General features: G+C 57.5%; 14 protein-coding genes. 1 reads left to right on the top strand and 13 read right to left on the bottom strand.

Translation table 11 applies throughout. The annotated features are described in order from the left end of the window. Positions 1–44 precede the first annotated feature (44 nt). A complete protein-coding gene (locus JYG32_RS31235; RefSeq protein WP_213266169.1) occupies positions 45–1163 on the bottom strand; it encodes a branched-chain amino acid ABC transporter substrate-binding protein in 1119 nt (372 codons plus the stop codon). Positions 1164–1974: 811 nt separating this feature from the next. Between JYG32_RS31235 and JYG32_RS31230 the strand changes: the two genes are divergently transcribed. Next, positions 1975–2598, top strand: a complete 624-nt coding sequence (locus JYG32_RS31230; RefSeq protein WP_213266168.1) for a hypothetical protein — start codon at positions 1975–1977, stop codon at positions 2596–2598. Between the two features lie 85 nt (positions 2599–2683). Here JYG32_RS31230 and JYG32_RS31225 read toward each other — a convergent pair whose 3' ends face one another. The 12 genes from JYG32_RS31225 to JYG32_RS31170 form a co-directional block, all read right to left on the bottom strand. Next, complete coding sequence (locus JYG32_RS31225; RefSeq protein WP_213266167.1) at positions 2684–2902, bottom strand: type I toxin-antitoxin system SymE family toxin; 219 nt, start codon at positions 2900–2902, stop codon at positions 2684–2686. A gap of 621 nt (positions 2903–3523) precedes the next feature. Next, positions 3524–5335, bottom strand: coding sequence for an ATP-dependent nuclease (locus JYG32_RS31220; RefSeq protein WP_213266166.1), 1812 nt, complete (start codon positions 5333–5335; stop codon positions 3524–3526). 448 nt (positions 5336–5783) lie between these two features. Next, positions 5784–5936 carry a hypothetical protein gene (locus JYG32_RS31215; protein ID WP_213266165.1) on the bottom strand — a complete coding sequence of 51 codons (153 nt, stop codon included), beginning with the start codon at positions 5934–5936 and terminating at the stop codon, positions 5784–5786. Positions 5937–7104: 1168 nt separating this feature from the next. After that, the gene (locus tag JYG32_RS31210; RefSeq protein WP_213266164.1) at positions 7105–7449 is read right to left on the bottom strand and encodes a hypothetical protein; all 345 of its coding nucleotides are present in this window, start codon (positions 7447–7449) and stop codon (positions 7105–7107) included. A 145-nt stretch (positions 7450–7594) separates the two neighbouring features. After that, positions 7595–7933, bottom strand: a complete 339-nt coding sequence (locus JYG32_RS31205; protein ID WP_213266163.1) for a DUF7716 domain-containing protein — start codon at positions 7931–7933, stop codon at positions 7595–7597. Positions 7934–7964: 31 nt separating this feature from the next. Beyond that, positions 7965–8561: a hypothetical protein gene (locus tag JYG32_RS31200; protein ID WP_213266162.1), complete on the bottom strand. Its 597-nt coding sequence runs from the start codon at positions 8559–8561 to the stop codon at positions 7965–7967. Between the two features lie 19 nt (positions 8562–8580). Beyond that, complete coding sequence (locus JYG32_RS31195) at positions 8581–9339, bottom strand: RHS repeat-associated core domain-containing protein (RefSeq protein ID WP_213266161.1); 759 nt, start codon at positions 9337–9339, stop codon at positions 8581–8583. A gap of 230 nt (positions 9340–9569) precedes the next feature. Then, a complete protein-coding gene (comJ, locus tag JYG32_RS31190) occupies positions 9570–10043 on the bottom strand; it encodes a competence protein ComJ (RefSeq protein WP_213266160.1) in 474 nt (157 codons plus the stop codon). Between the two features lie 22 nt (positions 10044–10065). Next, complete coding sequence (locus JYG32_RS31185; RefSeq protein WP_213266159.1) at positions 10066–10629, bottom strand: hypothetical protein; 564 nt, start codon at positions 10627–10629, stop codon at positions 10066–10068. A 9-nt stretch (positions 10630–10638) separates the two neighbouring features. Further along, positions 10639–14976 carry an RHS repeat-associated core domain-containing protein gene (locus tag JYG32_RS31180; protein ID WP_249744792.1) on the bottom strand — a complete coding sequence of 1446 codons (4338 nt, stop codon included), beginning with the start codon at positions 14974–14976 and terminating at the stop codon, positions 10639–10641. Beyond that, on the bottom strand, positions 14973–15431 hold the full coding sequence (locus JYG32_RS31175; protein WP_213266158.1) for a DcrB-related protein: 459 nt from the start codon (positions 15429–15431) through the stop codon (positions 14973–14975). Before JYG32_RS31175 ends, JYG32_RS31180 begins: the two co-directional genes overlap by 4 nt. 13 nt (positions 15432–15444) lie before the next feature. After that, a complete protein-coding gene (locus tag JYG32_RS31170; protein WP_213266157.1) occupies positions 15445–17583 on the bottom strand; it encodes a type VI secretion system Vgr family protein in 2139 nt (712 codons plus the stop codon). Positions 17584–17689: the final 106 nt, after the last annotated feature.

Genomic DNA, 17689 nt, shown 5'->3' with positions numbered 1-17689 from the left:
CCCGGGTGACGGGCAGAGCGGGTGCGCGGGGCGGGTACTCCGTATTACTTGGCGGCGGTCTTCGTCGCGTCCTTGTGCCACGTGTACACGACGAACTTGAACGCCTTCAGGTCGCCCTGTGCGTCATACGCGACCTTGCCGATCGGCGTGTCGAACGTCGTCTTGTGCATGTACGCGGCGACCTTGGTCGGATCGGTCGTCTTCGCTCCCGCGATCGCGTCGGCGATGATCTTCACCGCTGCGTACGACGGCATCTGGAACGGGCCGTTCGGGTCGCGCTTCTTGTCCGCGAACGCCTTCACGAGCGCCGCGTTGGCCGGGTCGGCCGAGAAGTCGGCCGGCAGCGTGACCAGCATGCCTTCGGAAGCCGGGCCGGCGATCGCCGTCACGTCCTTGTTGCCCACGCCTTCAGGGCCCATGAACGTTGCCTTCACGCCCTGCTCGCGCGCCTGGCGCATCAGCAGGCCCATTTCCGGGTGGTAGCCGCCGAAGTAGACGAAATCGACGCCTTGCGACTTCAGCTTCGTGATGATCGCCGAGTAGTCGGAATCGCCGGCGTTGACGCCTTCGAACAGCACGACCGGGATTTTCGCGGCTTCGAGGTCCTTCTTCACCGACGACGCGATGCCCTGGCCGTACGACTGCTTGTCGTGCAGGACGGCGACCTTCTTCGGCTTCACGTTGTTGATGATGTAATGCGCGGCGGCCGGGCCTTGCTGGTCGTCGCGGCCGATCGTGCGGAAGATGAAGTGGCGCTTCTTGCCTTCGGTCAGCTGCGGCGCGGTGGCCGACGGCGTGACCATCACGATGCCTTCGTTCTCGTAGATGTCGGACGCGGGAATCGTCGAACCCGAGCACACGTGGCCGATCACGTACTTGATCTTCTGGCTGACGATCTTGTTGGCGACGGCGACGGCCTGCTTCGGCTCGCATGCGTCGTCCATCATCACCACTTCGAACTTGTTGCCGCCCGCGCCGCCTGCCGCGTTGATCTGCTCGATCGCGGTCAGCGCGCCGGCCTTCACCATGTCGCCATACTGCGCGACCGATCCGCTCATCGGACCAGCGATGGCGATCTTCACGGTTTCCGCTTGCGCGGCGGCGGCGCCCGCGGCGAACAGCACGGCGGCGACGGAAATGGACGTAAGACGGGACAGCGTCATCTGGGAGCTCCTCGATGTTGTTTAGTCATACGGGCAAAGGCGGCATGACTTGCGCAATCGAACAGCACCCGGGGCGAGGACATGGGACACGCCCGAGACACATAGAAGACGGAACTCCGGCGGAATGTTGCGTAGCGGGGCCCGGCTCTTGCAGTCCCCGAAGGGGACGTCTGGTTCGGAAAGACATCGTGATGCGTCTTGCATTGCGCAAGCGTTTCGCCTGCCCCGCTTGCCAAACCGCTAGATCGGAGGGATGGTCCGACAGCCGTTGGCAAGGCAGTCGAAATTATATGGGCGTTTTTAAATCGTCTGTCAAAAATGCCGGTCGAGTGAGGGAAAACACGTAGGGATGATGTGACAGTCGGTAGCAATGACGGCGCAACCTTGGGGGAGCGAGAACGTTTGCTGGTGGTGCAATTTGGTTGCTATCGGTGGGGGTGTTCTGGCGCTGTGCCTTGTTGGGATTGAGATCTGGTGATAGGCGATCTTGCGCGGCTTGGGTCGGGGTGCGTAAAGGGTCACATCCTCGCGCTTCAATCGACTGATGATTGGATTGATGGGCACCATTGTGGTGCGCCCGGTTGAGCGGCTCATGCCTTCTGTTTGCCGACGGTTTTCGTCGCTTAGAAAGGCCATTGTTATAAATATGAAATAATACGAATTCGCCTCTGCAATCCAGCCAGCCTTCCTCCGAGCCGCGTCCGCCGCGCTTCGTAGTCGCTTCAGGGCCGCTTCGACGGCCGTCCGTTGCCCAGCCGCCAGCCAGTGATCTGCCGTTTTTTCAATGCACATCACCTGATTTGGATCGCTGATGAATCATCCCTTCCGTCTTTCTTCCGCCGCCGCGTTTGCTTGTGCGCTTTCTGTTTCCACCGCCGATGCGTCGGGCCGCGATACGCTGGCCGATCGGTCGGCGGGTGCCAATGTGTTTCGCTCGGAACGGCGTGCTGCTGCTCGTGATGATGAGCGTGCGACACGTATGAGCCGACGCCGCGTGCAGTACGCCGCGCCCGTGGAACGAAGCCCGTTCGATACGCCGGATACGCGGCCGCTGCGTGTGTCGGGCGATAGGCTTGAGGCACCGCCACCTTCGTCGGAGCATGAACCCGATTTGGTGTTGCCCGCGAATCGCGTCGCGCTCGGCGCGGGTGGCAGCGATAGTCTTGGTCGCGCGTTGCCTGGATACGAACAGCGCGAGCAGAACTGGAATGAATACCTGCGGGCCAACGGCTCGTGGCCGGCTGGCAGTGGCGGCTCGTATGCGCCGCAGCGCCCGTACGATGCCGCACGTGGTCCGCACGGCGCGCCTAATCCGTTTGATCCGTCTGTGCCGCAACCTGAAACGCGCACGTTCTACGACAACGGCGCGGGCACGCATTGCACGGCAACGGGCGGTGCCGGGACGTCGCGGTCGTCTTGCAATATCGCCTGGTGATGCGCTGGAGCGGCTGATAGCAGTCGCCCTACCCGGCGCGCTGCGCGACGTCGCGCAGCGCGGCCGCATCTTGCGGCGTTGCCTTTTACAACTGCGTGATGATCAGCCGGCCAGGCTCAATAACGATTTGCGCCTTTCGGCCCGGGACAAAACACGCATCGTTGATCAGCCACATTCCACCAATCTTCATGTACGGGTAGAACTTCTCCGGCTTGAGGTCCGTTTTCGGCGTACCCCACATTTCCTGGATCGTTACGAAACGTTCCGTCTTCGGTGGTCGTGCTTTATGATTCGCCTTAGCCATGGGCAACTCCTTGAAAGTTGGCTGTGGTTAGCGGGTCGTGAGTGTTGGTAGCACTTGCGGCCCGCGCTCGTTTACCGCGGCGTTTTGATGGTTCGGATTCCTCCTTTGTTGGTGGTTCGTTGGAAACAGGGCTTCGACGTGTGGATCAGAGTATGCAGCGTATCCATCCACGCGCGCGATCATCATCGGTTGGACATTACCTATTAGACAGTGTTCGTCGCATGAGCACACGTTAGCCGTTGGTTATAGGCACGAACGAGGGCAATGCTTGCGGCCATTGCGAGAGCTGATGGCGCACGTCGATCTGTCACAGTGAGCGATTGATCAGAACTTGACTATTCGAAACAGTTCGATTGGATCGGACGAACTGTATGAGTTCGTGTCGATACGGGTACGACTGCTGCTCAATCTTTGTAGTCGTGCGGGGCACCGGAAATTGCTGCGGTTGATGTCCGGTTTCAGCATCTCAATCAGACCGATATCGACCCACTCCGGTCGTTCCTCCTGCTCCGCCTCACAGGCTGGTCTACGAGGTCAAACGGACATCCATCTCATGTAGATCGCTGGCAAGTCATCGATTGTTTTGCGTGCCCGCTTATTACGATACGGGGGTGATGTTCCTTACGAAAATATCTTCAGTACAAGTTTTTGCACATCTTCTGGAATGACATCGACCGTGGAAAAATAGGCATGGGCATCATACTGTTCCTTAAAGTGCTGTTTTACACCTAGAGAGTGCTCCAGCCTCACTGGGAACGTGTAGATTGGATTCACTCCAGCCAATTCCGTGATAGCGTCGTTGCGTAACTTGTTCGTGGCCTTGTCGTTCTCGTTCATTCCCTCGGCCTCGTCTAGATCGTGCATCACCGCGTACGGGATGGTAAATGCGTTTAGAACGCGCTGAAAGAACGGAATAGATGGCTTTCCGCCACAGACGAGAATGGACCAACCAAGTTCTTCAGCCCGCACGCGGACAATCCCGGCTCTTTGCAAGATAGAAGTAACCGCCACTAGATCCTCGGGCCCCTCCACCAATAGCACACGCGTCGCAAAAAACAGCTCGTTCATCGCCGGGTTCAATCGAGTGAAACCTTGGAAAATTTTGCGTTCAGTGAGCCCGTTAAATGCACTTCGGTTACAACTTCGAACTTTCGTACCCACATCAAGGCTTGGCTTGGACACGATCGCGACGCGCTCTGATTGGTACGCGTCGACAAACCATGGCGAATGAGTTGTATAAACCGCCTGATCTGTTTCGGAAAAGACAGAAAGCACATCCGAGAAAATCTTTGAAAGCTGCGGGTGCAGGTAGAGTTCTGGTTCTTCCACAAGCAAGATGATTGGATCGGGAAGAAGCGCCGCTTCTGCTTCTTGTGGAATAAGCTGATTTCGCTCGTTCAGAATGAGTGTCTGTAGCAACGAGAACACAACGCATCGTTGGAGCCCATGTCCTTTCGCCAGAACATCCGTATTAATACCATCGTCAACGGACAATGCCACTCCGGCCGCAAACAGGTCCTTAATGTCATCCACCTCAACCGAAAGGGCGACGCCCTTGACCGACGGCATAACGCGAGAGAGGATTTCACCGATCCGATCCTCGACTTGCTTCAGCGAAGTGATCCGAGGGGGTGCGTCTTGCAACGTGCTGCGGTTAAGCAACGCCCTAATCTTTGATAGGGCTTCTTGAAGTTCCGCGAAACGCGGATCCTTCTCCAATATGCGCTCAGACAACGTGCCCATCAGCCGACGGAACGTCGAATTTGACGATCTGCGGTCCACTTCGTCTGAGTAATCAGTAATGGCCGGCAGGAGATATACTCGTGGAAGTGCAGCTATTACGTTGCTTTGCAGTCCTAGGGCTTGCGTATGGCTAAGGTCCGGAGCATCGAACGCCACCTCGTTTTCGAGTAGGTACCGCGAAAGTGCCTTCACGTAGCTGGACTTCGTTGCCTTGCCACCCTCAAGAAAATAGTCAGGCAGACCAGCCTCCCCTACGATGTCAGCCCACTTCGGACGATCGCCGTGTCGTTCCTGAATCTTCGACATTGACAGGAACCACTCCTTGGGCTCTGCCTTGTAACCGTGAAACTCCGCCTCGAGTTTCTCCTTCCCAGTTCGATCGTCGATCACGAGCGTAAGCTGCTTCTCGAGTATTAGTTGATCCTCGACGAGATATGGACGCCATCGAACCTTGTCTGTCGCAGACAACCCATCGAAAGCAGCCGTGATAATAATCGGCTCGGCATCGGAGTTAAGGTCCTCTGGCGTGAGACGCGCCGCACCGGCCGACAGCACTACCTCAATAGCCTTTAATATCGTAGACTTACCAGTATTATTCTCACCTACGAGCCCGAACATCGAAGTGATGGGAAATTCGCCGGTATCTTTGATCGAACGTAGGTTTCGAATGCGCAGTTTGCACAGCTTCACTGTATGCTCCTTAATGCGCCAGACTGAACGAACATAGATCTCATCACCCGAATCAAGTCTTGCGACAGATCGATCAGATGCCGCAGCGTTTTATTCTTTGTCACAGCATTTTTGGCCTATTGGTCTGGCCCAAGGGTGGCTGTGAAGTGCTGACTACCTCTGCAGTTTTTCCTTCACACGAACCGTTTCGTTCGATAGATGCTGCGCCGCTATATGTCAAGACCCATCACGTAGCCATTGACGAGTGACCAGCCAATCCGTGCACCTTCCTGACAAGCTTCTGCCTCTGATGCAAAATAGCGCTGCGCAGGGAACCATTGTTCCGCAATGTTCTTGATTCCCCGGTCTCGGATGATCGTTACAGAGGCGCCGAATGTGCCGTCCGCCATGGGTTCAGCGATGGGTTTGATTACATAGTCTCCGGCACGAAGAGGTTTGCAGTCGGGATTCATTTCTTCGCTTTATTGCGCGGCTGGATGTGGGCTTCAACCGAGCCAGCGAGCTTTTGCACCTGCTTTTTTGTGACACTAGTGGGCTTTCGTAAAGCCTCGCCTGCTGCGTGCTTCACTGCTTTGCTTGTCGCGGTCAGTTTCTTTGCCATGATTTGTCCCCGTTGTGGTTAGATTGATCTTAGGTAAACCGCGGTGGTAACCCAAGGGACATGTGTCCGACGAGCTGCTTCGCACACCACGAACGGCCAGTCGGGAGTGCACCACAATCGTCCCTTCCTGGCCGCACCCGGTCGAACCTGTGCGGCTCAGTCCGACCCAATCCAATCGCTCCGCTATTGTGTAGAGCAATGTTTCCTACCGAGGAACATTAGACAGTCTCGATTTACCACGCGAATGCCTGCGACTTACGGTCGTTTGCGAACAGAGCGGCGCAGTCTCCGGTGCTCCGTCGCCCGACCATCGACCGGACACCACGCGCGCGCCGCAGGCTGGAGAACGCGCCAGCACACACCTACCGGGGAGCGCGTGACGCGCGAGGGCGGCGTAGCTATCCGCGAACAGATTCGGCAAATTCTCCGTCCAACGGGTATACCCTGGTGAAATTATTTCTTTTGAACAGGTGGCCGTTTCTCTCTGGAACAGACTTCACACCGTCACCGTACTAACCGCCGGGAGCAGGCCGCTTTAGGTAAAGACCGCGTAGCGTTTTGCCGCGAGCCCTCCCAATAGTCGTAGCGCGAGGCTCCCATAGGACTGCGCCGATCTACTCGATGCCATCCTGTTCGTTATAACGAGTAACTACAGGCTGTGAAGACGTTCCCGCCTTCGTCATTGGCTTCCGTAGTCCCAGACGCTCGTCTTCTGCAACCTGAGCTAGCACCTTAGTGACAAAGCCAAAATAGCGACAAACGCTGTTCCAGTCGCCATCGAAATCGATGGTTGGACAGCTGCCTATCTCCGCCCTCCCTCTCCATGTCAGGTGAATTATCGAGTAACGCCCAGACTCTTCTGTGTGAGCACATAGAACGTCGTCATTACTGATGGCATGTGCTATCACCTTCAGCTTGTACCCATGAAATGGGTGACCCGGGTGGAGCTCAATTTCAAGTTCCGCCTGCATTCGCGTATGGTCAAAATCACATTCCAAGTGGGGGCGCGAAAATTCGCACCAATCCTCGGGCAACGTCAAGTTGTTCTGTTTTTCCATAAAACCAACTCCCAACCAATGCACACACCCCGGTCAATGTGTGCGAGCGGCACATAGCATCCGAATCGTTGAATCGGCAAGTATTGCAAAAATGATTCGATATTTAAATTTCAAGTTCTAAATTCATCGTTTTCGCGATAATAATCTATTTCCTCGACAAACCACTTCACACCCTCACCTCTATCGACCTTATTCTTTAAAATATAACCCAATTGATTCACCAACATCCAGCATCTCAAATTGCATTTTTCAACCGACTTCGGCATCTCCATACCCTCTTCATCCAGATAAATCTCATCATCCTCAAGATCTTGAATGTAATTCCATGGAATGTAGAAGAGTTTTGTTTTTTCCGGACCACTTTTCCACGAATCCAAGTTTGTATAAATCCAATCTTTTCCCGGCAAAGATGGAATATCTTCAATTAACTCAACCAGAGAATTGAAAATTTGCATAACCTCCTCTGCATTAATCATCCACAACCATTACCACCACCCCACGTTTTTCGTCCACCGCAGCCCTTCGGGTGATAGCCGCGATGCCTTGCATAGCCACTGTTGAACTTACCGATCCGTCTTTCTCGTCAATAAAGGCTTGCGGTCAGTGCTGCGGATCATAAAAATCGTCTTTCTCTCGGTAATAGTTCAGAGCGTAAATGACTTCGGCGATCGACGCAGTTGGGTTTCGCTTCCGCTCGAAGTTAACTATGTCCCTAAACGCTTCCAGGTCGAATAGCTGCCGCATTCCGTGATCTTTTGCAATTTTTGGAAGGTGTGTGCCGGGAACAATATCCTCGAGCTCATCGTCTCCTTCCAAATAAAGAATCTCTGCGTGCTGAGGATTGACCACCCATGCGCTCTGATCAATAAATAGCGCAGAATCCCAATTGAGACTATCGAGATCAATAAGCAGGTCCTGAATTGAACGATAAATTTTCATAAGCTCAGATCTACTGCTGCCAAAATTTCCCTCACTTGGGTGATTTGGCTACAAGGTAGAAGAACGCGTTGTTTGTTAGATAGTGCCCGTGCATGCCATCGAATTTCGCTGCCGCATCCGGCTCCGCAAAAAAACGAGACTCCGGTTTTTCATTCACCACACCCGTCTCGCGGTTGACGACGAATGTCTTGTGCGCAAATTTCTTGAACACGTTCCATGTCATCTTGACAAAAACATCGGTTGCCGGATCGATGGCGGGGTCATAAGATGCCGCCAAACGGCCGTCTCGAAGACATTCCGGCGCATAGTCCGCTTCTCGCGACCGAAGAAACTGGATTGCTCCCGGGCCCTCCATGGACCCCATATAACCAGACCCACCGGGATGAGGTGCAATGAATTCACGTGCATAACGCTCAACGGAACAAATTTCCTCGTTGATGATCACGATATTTGAAAATGGCTGACCATGACATTCAGTCATACTATTATATGCTGGAGGGACCGGGGAATTCCAAATATATGAGTCGATAAATTTGACACTAGGGATATGCGTTTTCAGAAAGTCCGAGAATGCCGCCTCATCGGCATTGGTCATAAAGGTCTGCAACGTCGGCATCTTAGTGGTCAAAATGACCTCCTTACTATCATCATCGAGTGGCAACTGTTCCAGGCATTATTGTCGCCGTATTCAAGTCGCCGGGTTGAAGAGGTGCTCCCTTTACGATCGTGACGACAATCGCGTTCGGATCTTGTTGTGTGATGCGGTTCGCATTCGTCCATTCGCGTTGCAACATTCCGTTCGCGGAGCCCTTATCAACCGTCTGGATATAAATAGGATTACCTTGTTGATCTTGGAACGTCATATCTGTATATGAACTGCCCTTTCGTCCGCTCCCATTTAACGGCGGCAGATAGGTCTCCGGGCGTTCTGCTCCAGTAATAGAGTTCCACCCACCAGCAACGTGGGTATGAGTCGGATTATCAGCAAGATATTGATCTCTCACCGTGTCCATATGGTTCTTGGTCGCCTGGTTGCCTCGACGGCACCATCCCCAAGGGTCGATCCATGTCCGCAGATTCCCTGCATAGTAATTTAGATTTGCGCCGCCGGCCGGCCCGATGGGATCGGGATTGACGAATCGCCCGATGTCCGGGTCGTAGAACCGGAAGGTGTTGTAGTGCAGCTCCGTTTCCCGATCCAGATACTCGTCTTGGAAACGCAGGTTCTGCGGTCTTGGTACATGGACAGATGTTGGCGCCGCCTCCTGCCCCTCGCCCCATCCCGGCGTCGATCGCTGCAGTTGCCCGCGCGATCCATTCCTCCTGCACCGCGTTGCCCGGAATTCCGCGTTGAACCAAATAATTGACAGTGTCCCGCGCGTCGGCATTATTGGCAGCTGGTGCATTCTGGTCGATCCGCGCCAGCCGTACGTAGCTGCCCGACTCGTACCGGTAGGTCAGCGCCTCTTCGCCGCTCCTGTCGTGTTACATCTCCTGTACAAGCCGCACGCCATCCCACAGACAATCGGTGCTCACGTATTCGCAGCGCTCGCGCCCGGACTCCTTTGCTGTCAGTCGCTCCGGCAAGATCACTGCGAATTTGGTCCAGTTAACCCAAGGAGCAACCGAATCTAAGTTATCTGTCAAACCTCCCTGCTACAAGCGGCTTGTCTTTCTTGCCCCGCCAAGGGTCATCACGCAAATACATTGCTTGCCGATGAACCGCTTCTGAAGCAAACGTGAATTTATAGAAAACCTCTTCCCCCTCGCAAACCTCGTAATACACGTCGTACGAGTTAAGCGGCAGCTCCAGCATAATCTTGAATTTTTCGGTCGCCGAGGCGACTTCGAGCGAATTGCGATCTTCAATACGAAACGGCGCAACAATGCACCGTGCGGCCCGCTCGTCCATCTCGAACTTATCCACCACCCGCAAGTACACCTTTGCACCGAAGGTATCGTCCGGAAGCGGATCGAAAATAAGGTAGTCGGCGTGCAACACCGCGCCCTGATCAATGTTGCCCGCTCCCCATTGGCTCAAACCCTCATCGTACGGCCTGGATCGAACTACGATTTGACTATGGGAGATCAACAGGTCAATCGTTTGCACGCTTGTTCCTTGAGCTCATGATTCAGGGGGTACCGAGATTGAATAACCACTCGTGATATTTCATCTTGTCATGATCAGTCAAGGTACCTGCAACGAGTTCACGAGCAAATTCCTTCTGCACGCTCATCTCATGATCAACTGGATTCGCAACATGTTCTCCAATCAACTCAAAACTCTCCAAGTAGTCGATTCGGTTTATCAAAACCTCGGCGCATGCGACCAGTCGCTCCATCTTATGTTCTGCACACCATTTCGCCAAAAAAGATAGTCCCGCCAGCAAATCGGTCGCTCCCTGGGCCGCAGCGTCGTCGTCGATTTCGACTGCATCAGGGTCCCATTCAATTTGCTCTAAGTCGCTTAGTGGATTGGAGTTTTCTTTTCCATTCCAGACTTGATCCAAGTAATCGCCTACTCGGTGCCTGAGCTGCGTACTTGTACCCCCTGCTTGCTTCGACAGGAATTCGAATATTGACTCATCGTGAGCGAGACCAACACAGCACCACACGCCAAAACGAGCAAGGTTATCGAGCTTCGCTCCAGCTAGAACTGATTCGAGATATTTTTTATGCTCCTCGATATCCAACATACTCATCTCCTAATCAAAAATCCCACCAGCCTGGTCCACATGAGGCTGACATGATGGACACGATGCATTCCGTTGCAATCCACCCCAAGAGATACCCCAGCGACTAACTTCGGCACCTTCAGGCAGATTGCGCAAAATAATTCGTTCCGCATGGTTTTCGAGCTTATCAAAACCATCGATAGACTTCTTGCCATAGAAGATGTTTTCTTCTGGTACGCCCATCTTCATAAGTGCTTGCCGTTGTGCTGGACTTAACCGACCTCCACTTCCCGCCGCAAACAACTGTGGCTTGCCATTCACCTTGGCCTCGACGATTGATACCGTTGAATTGCGTATTGAGCGCGCATCCCCGCCACCGGCCAAATTGTGAACTTCCTGTGCTTTACCGCTAAGTTCACCGCAAGCCCAACCCCATGGATCGATCCACGCCAATGGATTGGCTGCGTACCGATAGAGATTCGTTCCACCCAGCAATCCAATCGGGTCCGGATTGATGAAGCGCCCAATGTCCGGATCGTAGAACCGGAAAGTGTTGTAATGCAGCCCCGTCTCACGATCCAGATACTGCCCCTGGAAACGCAGATTCTGTGGTCGCGGCACGTGAGTTGGTGCCGGCGCCAACGCTTGCACATTTCCCCACTCTGGTGTTGGCAACTGCGGCGCCCGCGCGATCCATTCCTCCTGCACCGCATTGCCCCACACCTTGTAGCGGGCCTGCCAGATCAACTCTCCGTCCGCGTCGGTCAGTTCCTCCGGCAACCCCGACACATCGTTGTGGAAATAGTAGACCGCATCCCTTGCATCGGCATCGTTAGCCGCCGGCTTGCCCTGATCGATCCGTGCGAGCGGCACATAGCTACTGGCCTCGTACAAGTACGTCAGCGCTTCCTCGCCCTGACGATCGTGATACGTTTCCTGCTCGAGCCGCATGCCGTCCCACAGGAAATCCGTACTCGCGTAACCACCATTGAGCTTACGGATCCGGCGACCGAACGCGTCATATTCGAAATGCGTCGTCGCGATACCGAGACGGTCCTTCGTCACGACGGTCTTCAGCTGACTCCAGTCGTCGTATTCAAGAACCAGCTCTTTGGCAGGCCCGTGACCGCTCAGCTTGCGAACCAGCCGTCCATACGAGTCGTACTCGAAGCGCTTGTCCTCGAACATCTTGAGCCGGTTGTGCTCGACGTAGCCGCCCGGGTGATCGCTCGACACCAGGTTGGCCGCCGCGTCCCAGCGAAACACTTCCGACGGCAATCCCGGCCCCGCCGCCTGTTCAATGCGACCAGTCGGGTCATATTGATAGCTCGTCGTGCCGTGACGCTGATCGCGCTTCTGGATCACGTCGCCCGCTGCATCGTATTGCCACTGCTTCGCAAGCAGGTCATCAGCAGCCCTACCTCGCTGCGCAGCGTGCCGCGCACGACGGCCAACCGCGTCATATCCGAAATGACTGGTCAGCTTGCCCTGCGTTCGTAGCACCTCCCGATGCAGATCATCGCGTTCCATGTCGGCAACTGCAGCGCCGTCAACGCGGATCTGGTGTACGTGTCCCGAGCCGTAATGCAGCCAGTCGATCGTGCGCTCGCCCGAGATTGTGGTGCTGACACGGTTGCCAAGCTCGTCGTACGTATGCGCGAGCCAGCCGGTCGGCGTGTATTCCTCGAGAACCGCTCCGCGCGCGTCGTATTTCAAGCTGACCCGATTCTTCAGCGACGGGCCACGAGCGGCCAGCGTGTACAACTCGGCAGATGCGATTCGGCTCGCCTTGTCGTACAGGTACTCACAACGCTCATGCGTAGCTTGCTTCGCAGTCAGTCGCCCGATCGCGTCGCGCTCGTATCGCGTCTCGATCTGTCCATCCCGTACGATCGTACCTTGGCCGCACACATCGTATTCGTACGTGCGCTTGTGGCCATCGAGGCCGATCTGCGAAGAAACCAGATCGCGACGGTCATACTGAAAGCGATACGCCTCGCGATTTTCGTTGGTCAGACTCGCGAGCCTGAACGCATCGTCGTAGCCGAACCGTACGACACGATTAGCCGCGTCCGTCCGTGACAGCAGCAAACCACGCGCATTGATCTCGTAACGCGTGCTGCGCTGGTTCGCGTCAACGACCTCGACCAGACGCCCGGCCGCATCGTATCGGAACATCTGACGCGCACCATCGGCCGTTCCGATCCCTGTGACCCGCCCCATTGCATCCGCTTCGTACACGGTAGACTGCCCAGCCGCATCGGTCACACGCGCAAGCGCGCCACGTGCGTCATACCCGAACCGCGTGACCTTGCCGGAACAATCGGTATACGAGGTCAACTGCGCACGGCCATTCCATTCGAGAAACTTGTAACCACCCCGCGCATCGCGGATCGTGTGCACCAGCCCGCGTTCATCCCGGTGATACTCGGTCGCGAAGCCTGCCGGATCGCGCGTCATCGTCAGGTTGCCGCGATCGTCGTAGCGGTAGATCCAGCGCGAGTTGGCCGGATCGGTTTCCGCGACAGGCAGGTCGTAGTAAGCGTTCCACTCGGTCCGCTCAACCTGCCCGAGCGCATCGATGCGCTGCGTCTGCCGCCCCCGCTCGTCATATTCAAAGCGGGTCGTATGCCCTGCCGGATCGGTCGTACTGACCAACTGCCGCATCGCATTCCACTCGAATTGCCAAACGTGGCCTTCCGCATCCGTATGGCTCGTCGGCTGCTGATCCTCGTTCCACGTCCAGTGTGTAACGCGACCGATCTGGTCGGTGATCGTCACCGAACGCTGCGCAAGGTCCGCGTCGAACGTGTACGCTTCGCCGTCATCGGTCCAGTGGCGCACGACACGCGCATCGCGGCCGACACCTTGCCACGCATAAAAGCACTGCAAGCCGCCGCGCAACGTGTGCTGGACCATCAGTCCGTGTTCGTATGCGAAGCGTCGGCCGGTGTGGCCACTGCGATCGGTAACGGCCACCAGCTCGCCGGCATCGTTGTACGCATAACGCACCAGCGTGTCGGGTTGCTCACCGTCCACACCACGAGTCAGCTCAATCGTGGCAATGCGTCGAGGGTGCGATTTATCGTAGACCAGCGTCAGCATGCGCCCAGCGCTGTCATGCAGCCGGGCCGGCCGCACAACCTCATCTGCCGCTTCTTGCTCCACCTCGATCCAATTACCGTTGCGATCCTCGAGACGCCACAGCTTGAGCGTCTCGCTGTCCGCATCGGTACGGGCACGGCCGAAATCGCGATACAGACCGTCGACCGTCTCGACCACGTAGTGCCCACCGGCAGTACAGATCAGGTAAATGCCTTCGGGAACGCTGAAATGGCTCTCACCCGGCGGCACGGCCGGGAACACGATGTCTCGGCCCTGCTCGTCCCAGTACGTGATCGACTTGACCTCGCCATGTTCACGCGCAAGCCGCAGCTCGACGCTGATCGGCACGCTCCAGCCCGGCCCGAACAAACTGTCAGCACGATCATCATGGCTGCTGTAAAAACGCCGCCACACGATAGGCAGCGGCCCGGGCAATGTGAAGTCGGTATCGTCCGTGCCATCGAGAAACTTGCCGCCGGTAATCACGTTGACCGGGTGACCGGCTGACGGCCTCGCCAAACTGCCTAGCCAAGTACCGAAGGCACCAGCCGCAAAATTGATCGCGAGGCAAGGCAGCTTGCCTTTCAGAAACTGCCCCCAACTCATCTTCCCGCGGCCACAAACCGCCAGCGCAATGCCAAGCGCCGCCCCCAACCACCCGAGCCGGCTCGCCGACTTGACGTCCCTTACCCGCTGCGTGCCGCCGCCGATGAAAACGTTGTCAGAACCCTCAGCAATCGTCCCGTCACAAGTCGTCTTGTCGCCGACGCGCGCGGCCGGATGATCATTGATGTAAACGCTCCCCGACCCATCAGCAATCATCTGCGGGCTGGAGTGATCCAGGCATGCGACGGTATCGAGATCCCCCGGCCGCGCCGCCCGCGCAGCCGCCTTGTTATTGACATAAACGTTCCCCGAGCCGCTGGCGATCTTGCCTTTGATCTCGGGCGGCGCGATCGAGTCGGCCAAGGCCTTGGCGCCGTCATCGATGGCTTCGTTCATCCCGCTCGCTTCCATCAGCGCGCCCGAGCCGACGGCCACGCCCACACCGATCGCGATCACCAGCGGCGTCGCCAGCCCTGCCGTACCGATTTCGAGCGCGGCCAAGCCGACGAACACCAGCCCCTCCATCGCCTCCGCCACCAATGCGCCGACAACGGCACCGCCGATCACCGACCCGACCGTGCCTACAAGCTCACCCCAGAACGACGTGTGCTGGATCGGGTCTTCGAAGCGCGCGGCCGCGAAGTGTTCCGCGCTCACGACGCGTCACCCGGCCCAAGCAGAGTCGGTCGAGCCGCGCGCGGCTGGAAACTGGCGAGCATACGATCGGCGATCGCCTGCTGCTCGTCGGTCAGCGGTGCCGCGCTGGTCAACGTCATCACCAGCACGCGGCCGGCGTCGTCCGACGGAAACATGGTCTGCAGTTGATGCCAGAGCCGGCCATCCCGTTCGAGCGTGGAATCGATCTGGATGCCCGAACGGCCCGCCACCGCCACAGCCCGGCGCGCCTTCTCGGTAAGCATCTTCGCGTCGCGCGACGCCACTTCCCATTCGCGCGCGACAAACGCATCGATATCTTCCCCGTCGCGCAGCCGCCCACGGGCGATCACGAGGTTGAGGCCGCCGGGGCCGGCGTTCATCACGAGGATGTTGACGGTGCGGTCGAGCGCCGCGTCCGGCAGTTCGAAGGTGCCTTCGTGGATAGCGTAGTGCATGGTTTTGTTCGTGTTATTTGTTGAGATCGATGCGCTGGCCGTTGACCATCACGCCGTCGTCGGTCATCAGGATCACGGAGCCCTTGTGCTCGAGGCGAATGCCTTCGGGCGCGAGCGAGATCGAGCTGTCCTGCACCTTCAGCAGGATGCCGCGCTCGGCCACATAGACCTGCGTGCCGCCGCCCCCGTCCTTGGCAGGCGTCGTCACTTCGACGGTGGTCGCGGTCGTACTGCGCTTCTCGGCGATCGTCTCGGTCAGGTTGCCCTGCGGAATCTGCTTTTCTTCGCTACCCGTCGCCACCAGGACGGTACGCATCGGCCCGAGCACCTTGTGCGTCTCGCTGTTCTCGACCACGGTGTTCATGTCCTTCTGGGCGTGCATGAAGAATTCCTGCATGCCGTTCGTGTCGGTCATGCGGATCTCGTTCGAGCCCTGCCCCTTGTGCGTCTGGCTCTTGATCCCCATCGTTTGGCCAGCCGCACCGTGGTACGGGTTGCCCTGCTCGCCGTTGAACACGCGGCCCACGATCACGGGGTTATCCGGATCGCCCTGATTGAACGCCACGAGCACTTCCTGCTTGATCCGCGGAATCGCGGCCGCCCCCCAACCGTCACCCGCCCACGGTTGCGACACACGCACCCACATCGAGTCGGATCCATCCTTCTTGCCGCGCCGGTCCCACGGGAAGTTCACCTTCACGGCGCTCCCGTTGGTGTAGATTTCCTCGCCCTTGGGACCGACGACGATCGCCGACTGCGTGCCATGAATCACCGGTTTCGGCGTGGCGCGCGGCGCACGATACGGAATCTTCTTCGGCAGCAACGCGAAGCTGTTGCGGTACGGCAGTTTTGCGCTGTGCTGCGTGTAGTCGTTCACCGCCTCGTGACGCACGTGCAGGATCACGTATTCCTGGTTGTTCTCGAGGACCGGGTGATTCGCCACGTTGACGGCGCCGGCGGTGGTCATGCGCCACGCGTAGCCGCCGCCGGTATAGCGATGGGCCTGCGCCTCCTCGGCCTCCATCGCAAAACGCGCATAGCGGTTGCCGTCGTCGCCGTGGTCGTACAGCGACTGGTGCTCGAACCGCTCGGTCGAGTCGAGCCGCGCGTGCTTGAGGTTCTGCGGGCCGGCTTCCACCAGCATCAGCGGCGACGACGGATTCTGATGATTGAAGTCGCGGAACGTGACCTTGCCGACGCCAAAGCGCCGACCTTCGTGCAACTGGTCGATGCCGCTGTCCTCACTCGCCTCGGTGGCGGCGAACGGCACAGTTGCCAGCCCGTCGATCGGGCGGAACAGCAAATTCGTGTCGCCGATCACAAGCATGTGCTTGTCCTTCTCGTAGCGGTGCGTCCAGACCAGCCCTTCCTGCTCCATCAACCGCGCGCAGAAGTTGTAGTAGGACTCCTGGTACATCACCACGTATTCGAGCGGTTTCTGACTCGTCCGAATGTCGAACACGAAATCCGAAAATCCGTGCTCCTGGAAAATCTCGGTGAGGATGTCCTGCGCGGTCTTGTTCTGGAAAATCCGGCAGTCGGTCGAGCGCGTCAGGAACCAGAACCACGGCACTGCCGTCAGGTGGTACTGCGTGACATTGCCGGGATTGCCGGCGCGGTCGAACGACGCAACGTAGCCGTCGAAGTAACGGTCGTTCTCGCCGGCACCGGATGCAACGACGCGTTCGAGCGTCGACAAGCGCGCCTGCTGATCGAACCGGATCTTGACCTGCTGGCCGATCAGGTCGTCGGGGCGAAGGTCGTGGCGATGCGACAGCAGGTCGAGGTGGATTTCCGGCAACCGGTTCACGTACTCGTCGACGACGGCGGCGCTGACCAGCAGCACGTCCGGGCCGAGCGGCGTATCGAGCGTCACGTAACGATTGAGCTGGGTCAGGCGCGCGGGGTTGGCGGCGCCGTTGATCGCTTCGGCAACCGCACCGGGCGTCTTGTCCATCAGCGAGAAGCTGGTTTGCGCGAGCTGTAGCGCACGCTGGACGGTGTCGACGTGCCCGGCCAGGCCCGCGAGCGGCCCGAGACTCCCGGCAACACTCGAGGCGACCGGGCCTGCCAGGCCGCCGAGCGCGCTCAAGGAGCCGAGCGCGCTACCGCCCAAACCATTGGGAATACCCCCGTTCGGAGCGAAACTCATTCTTGTTCCTTGCTTGTGATCTCAGGTTCCGTGGACCGGCTAGCGGCCCGAAGCCCCGTTAATGTAGGACAAAATCCGACCGCGCGAAAGACGCCCGCAAACGTTT

This window comes from Burkholderia pyrrocinia, from assembly GCF_018417535.1.
In the GTDB taxonomy this organism is placed as follows: domain Bacteria; phylum Pseudomonadota; class Gammaproteobacteria; order Burkholderiales; family Burkholderiaceae; genus Burkholderia; species Burkholderia pyrrocinia_E.
This window is presented reverse-complemented; position numbering and strand designations above follow the sequence as displayed.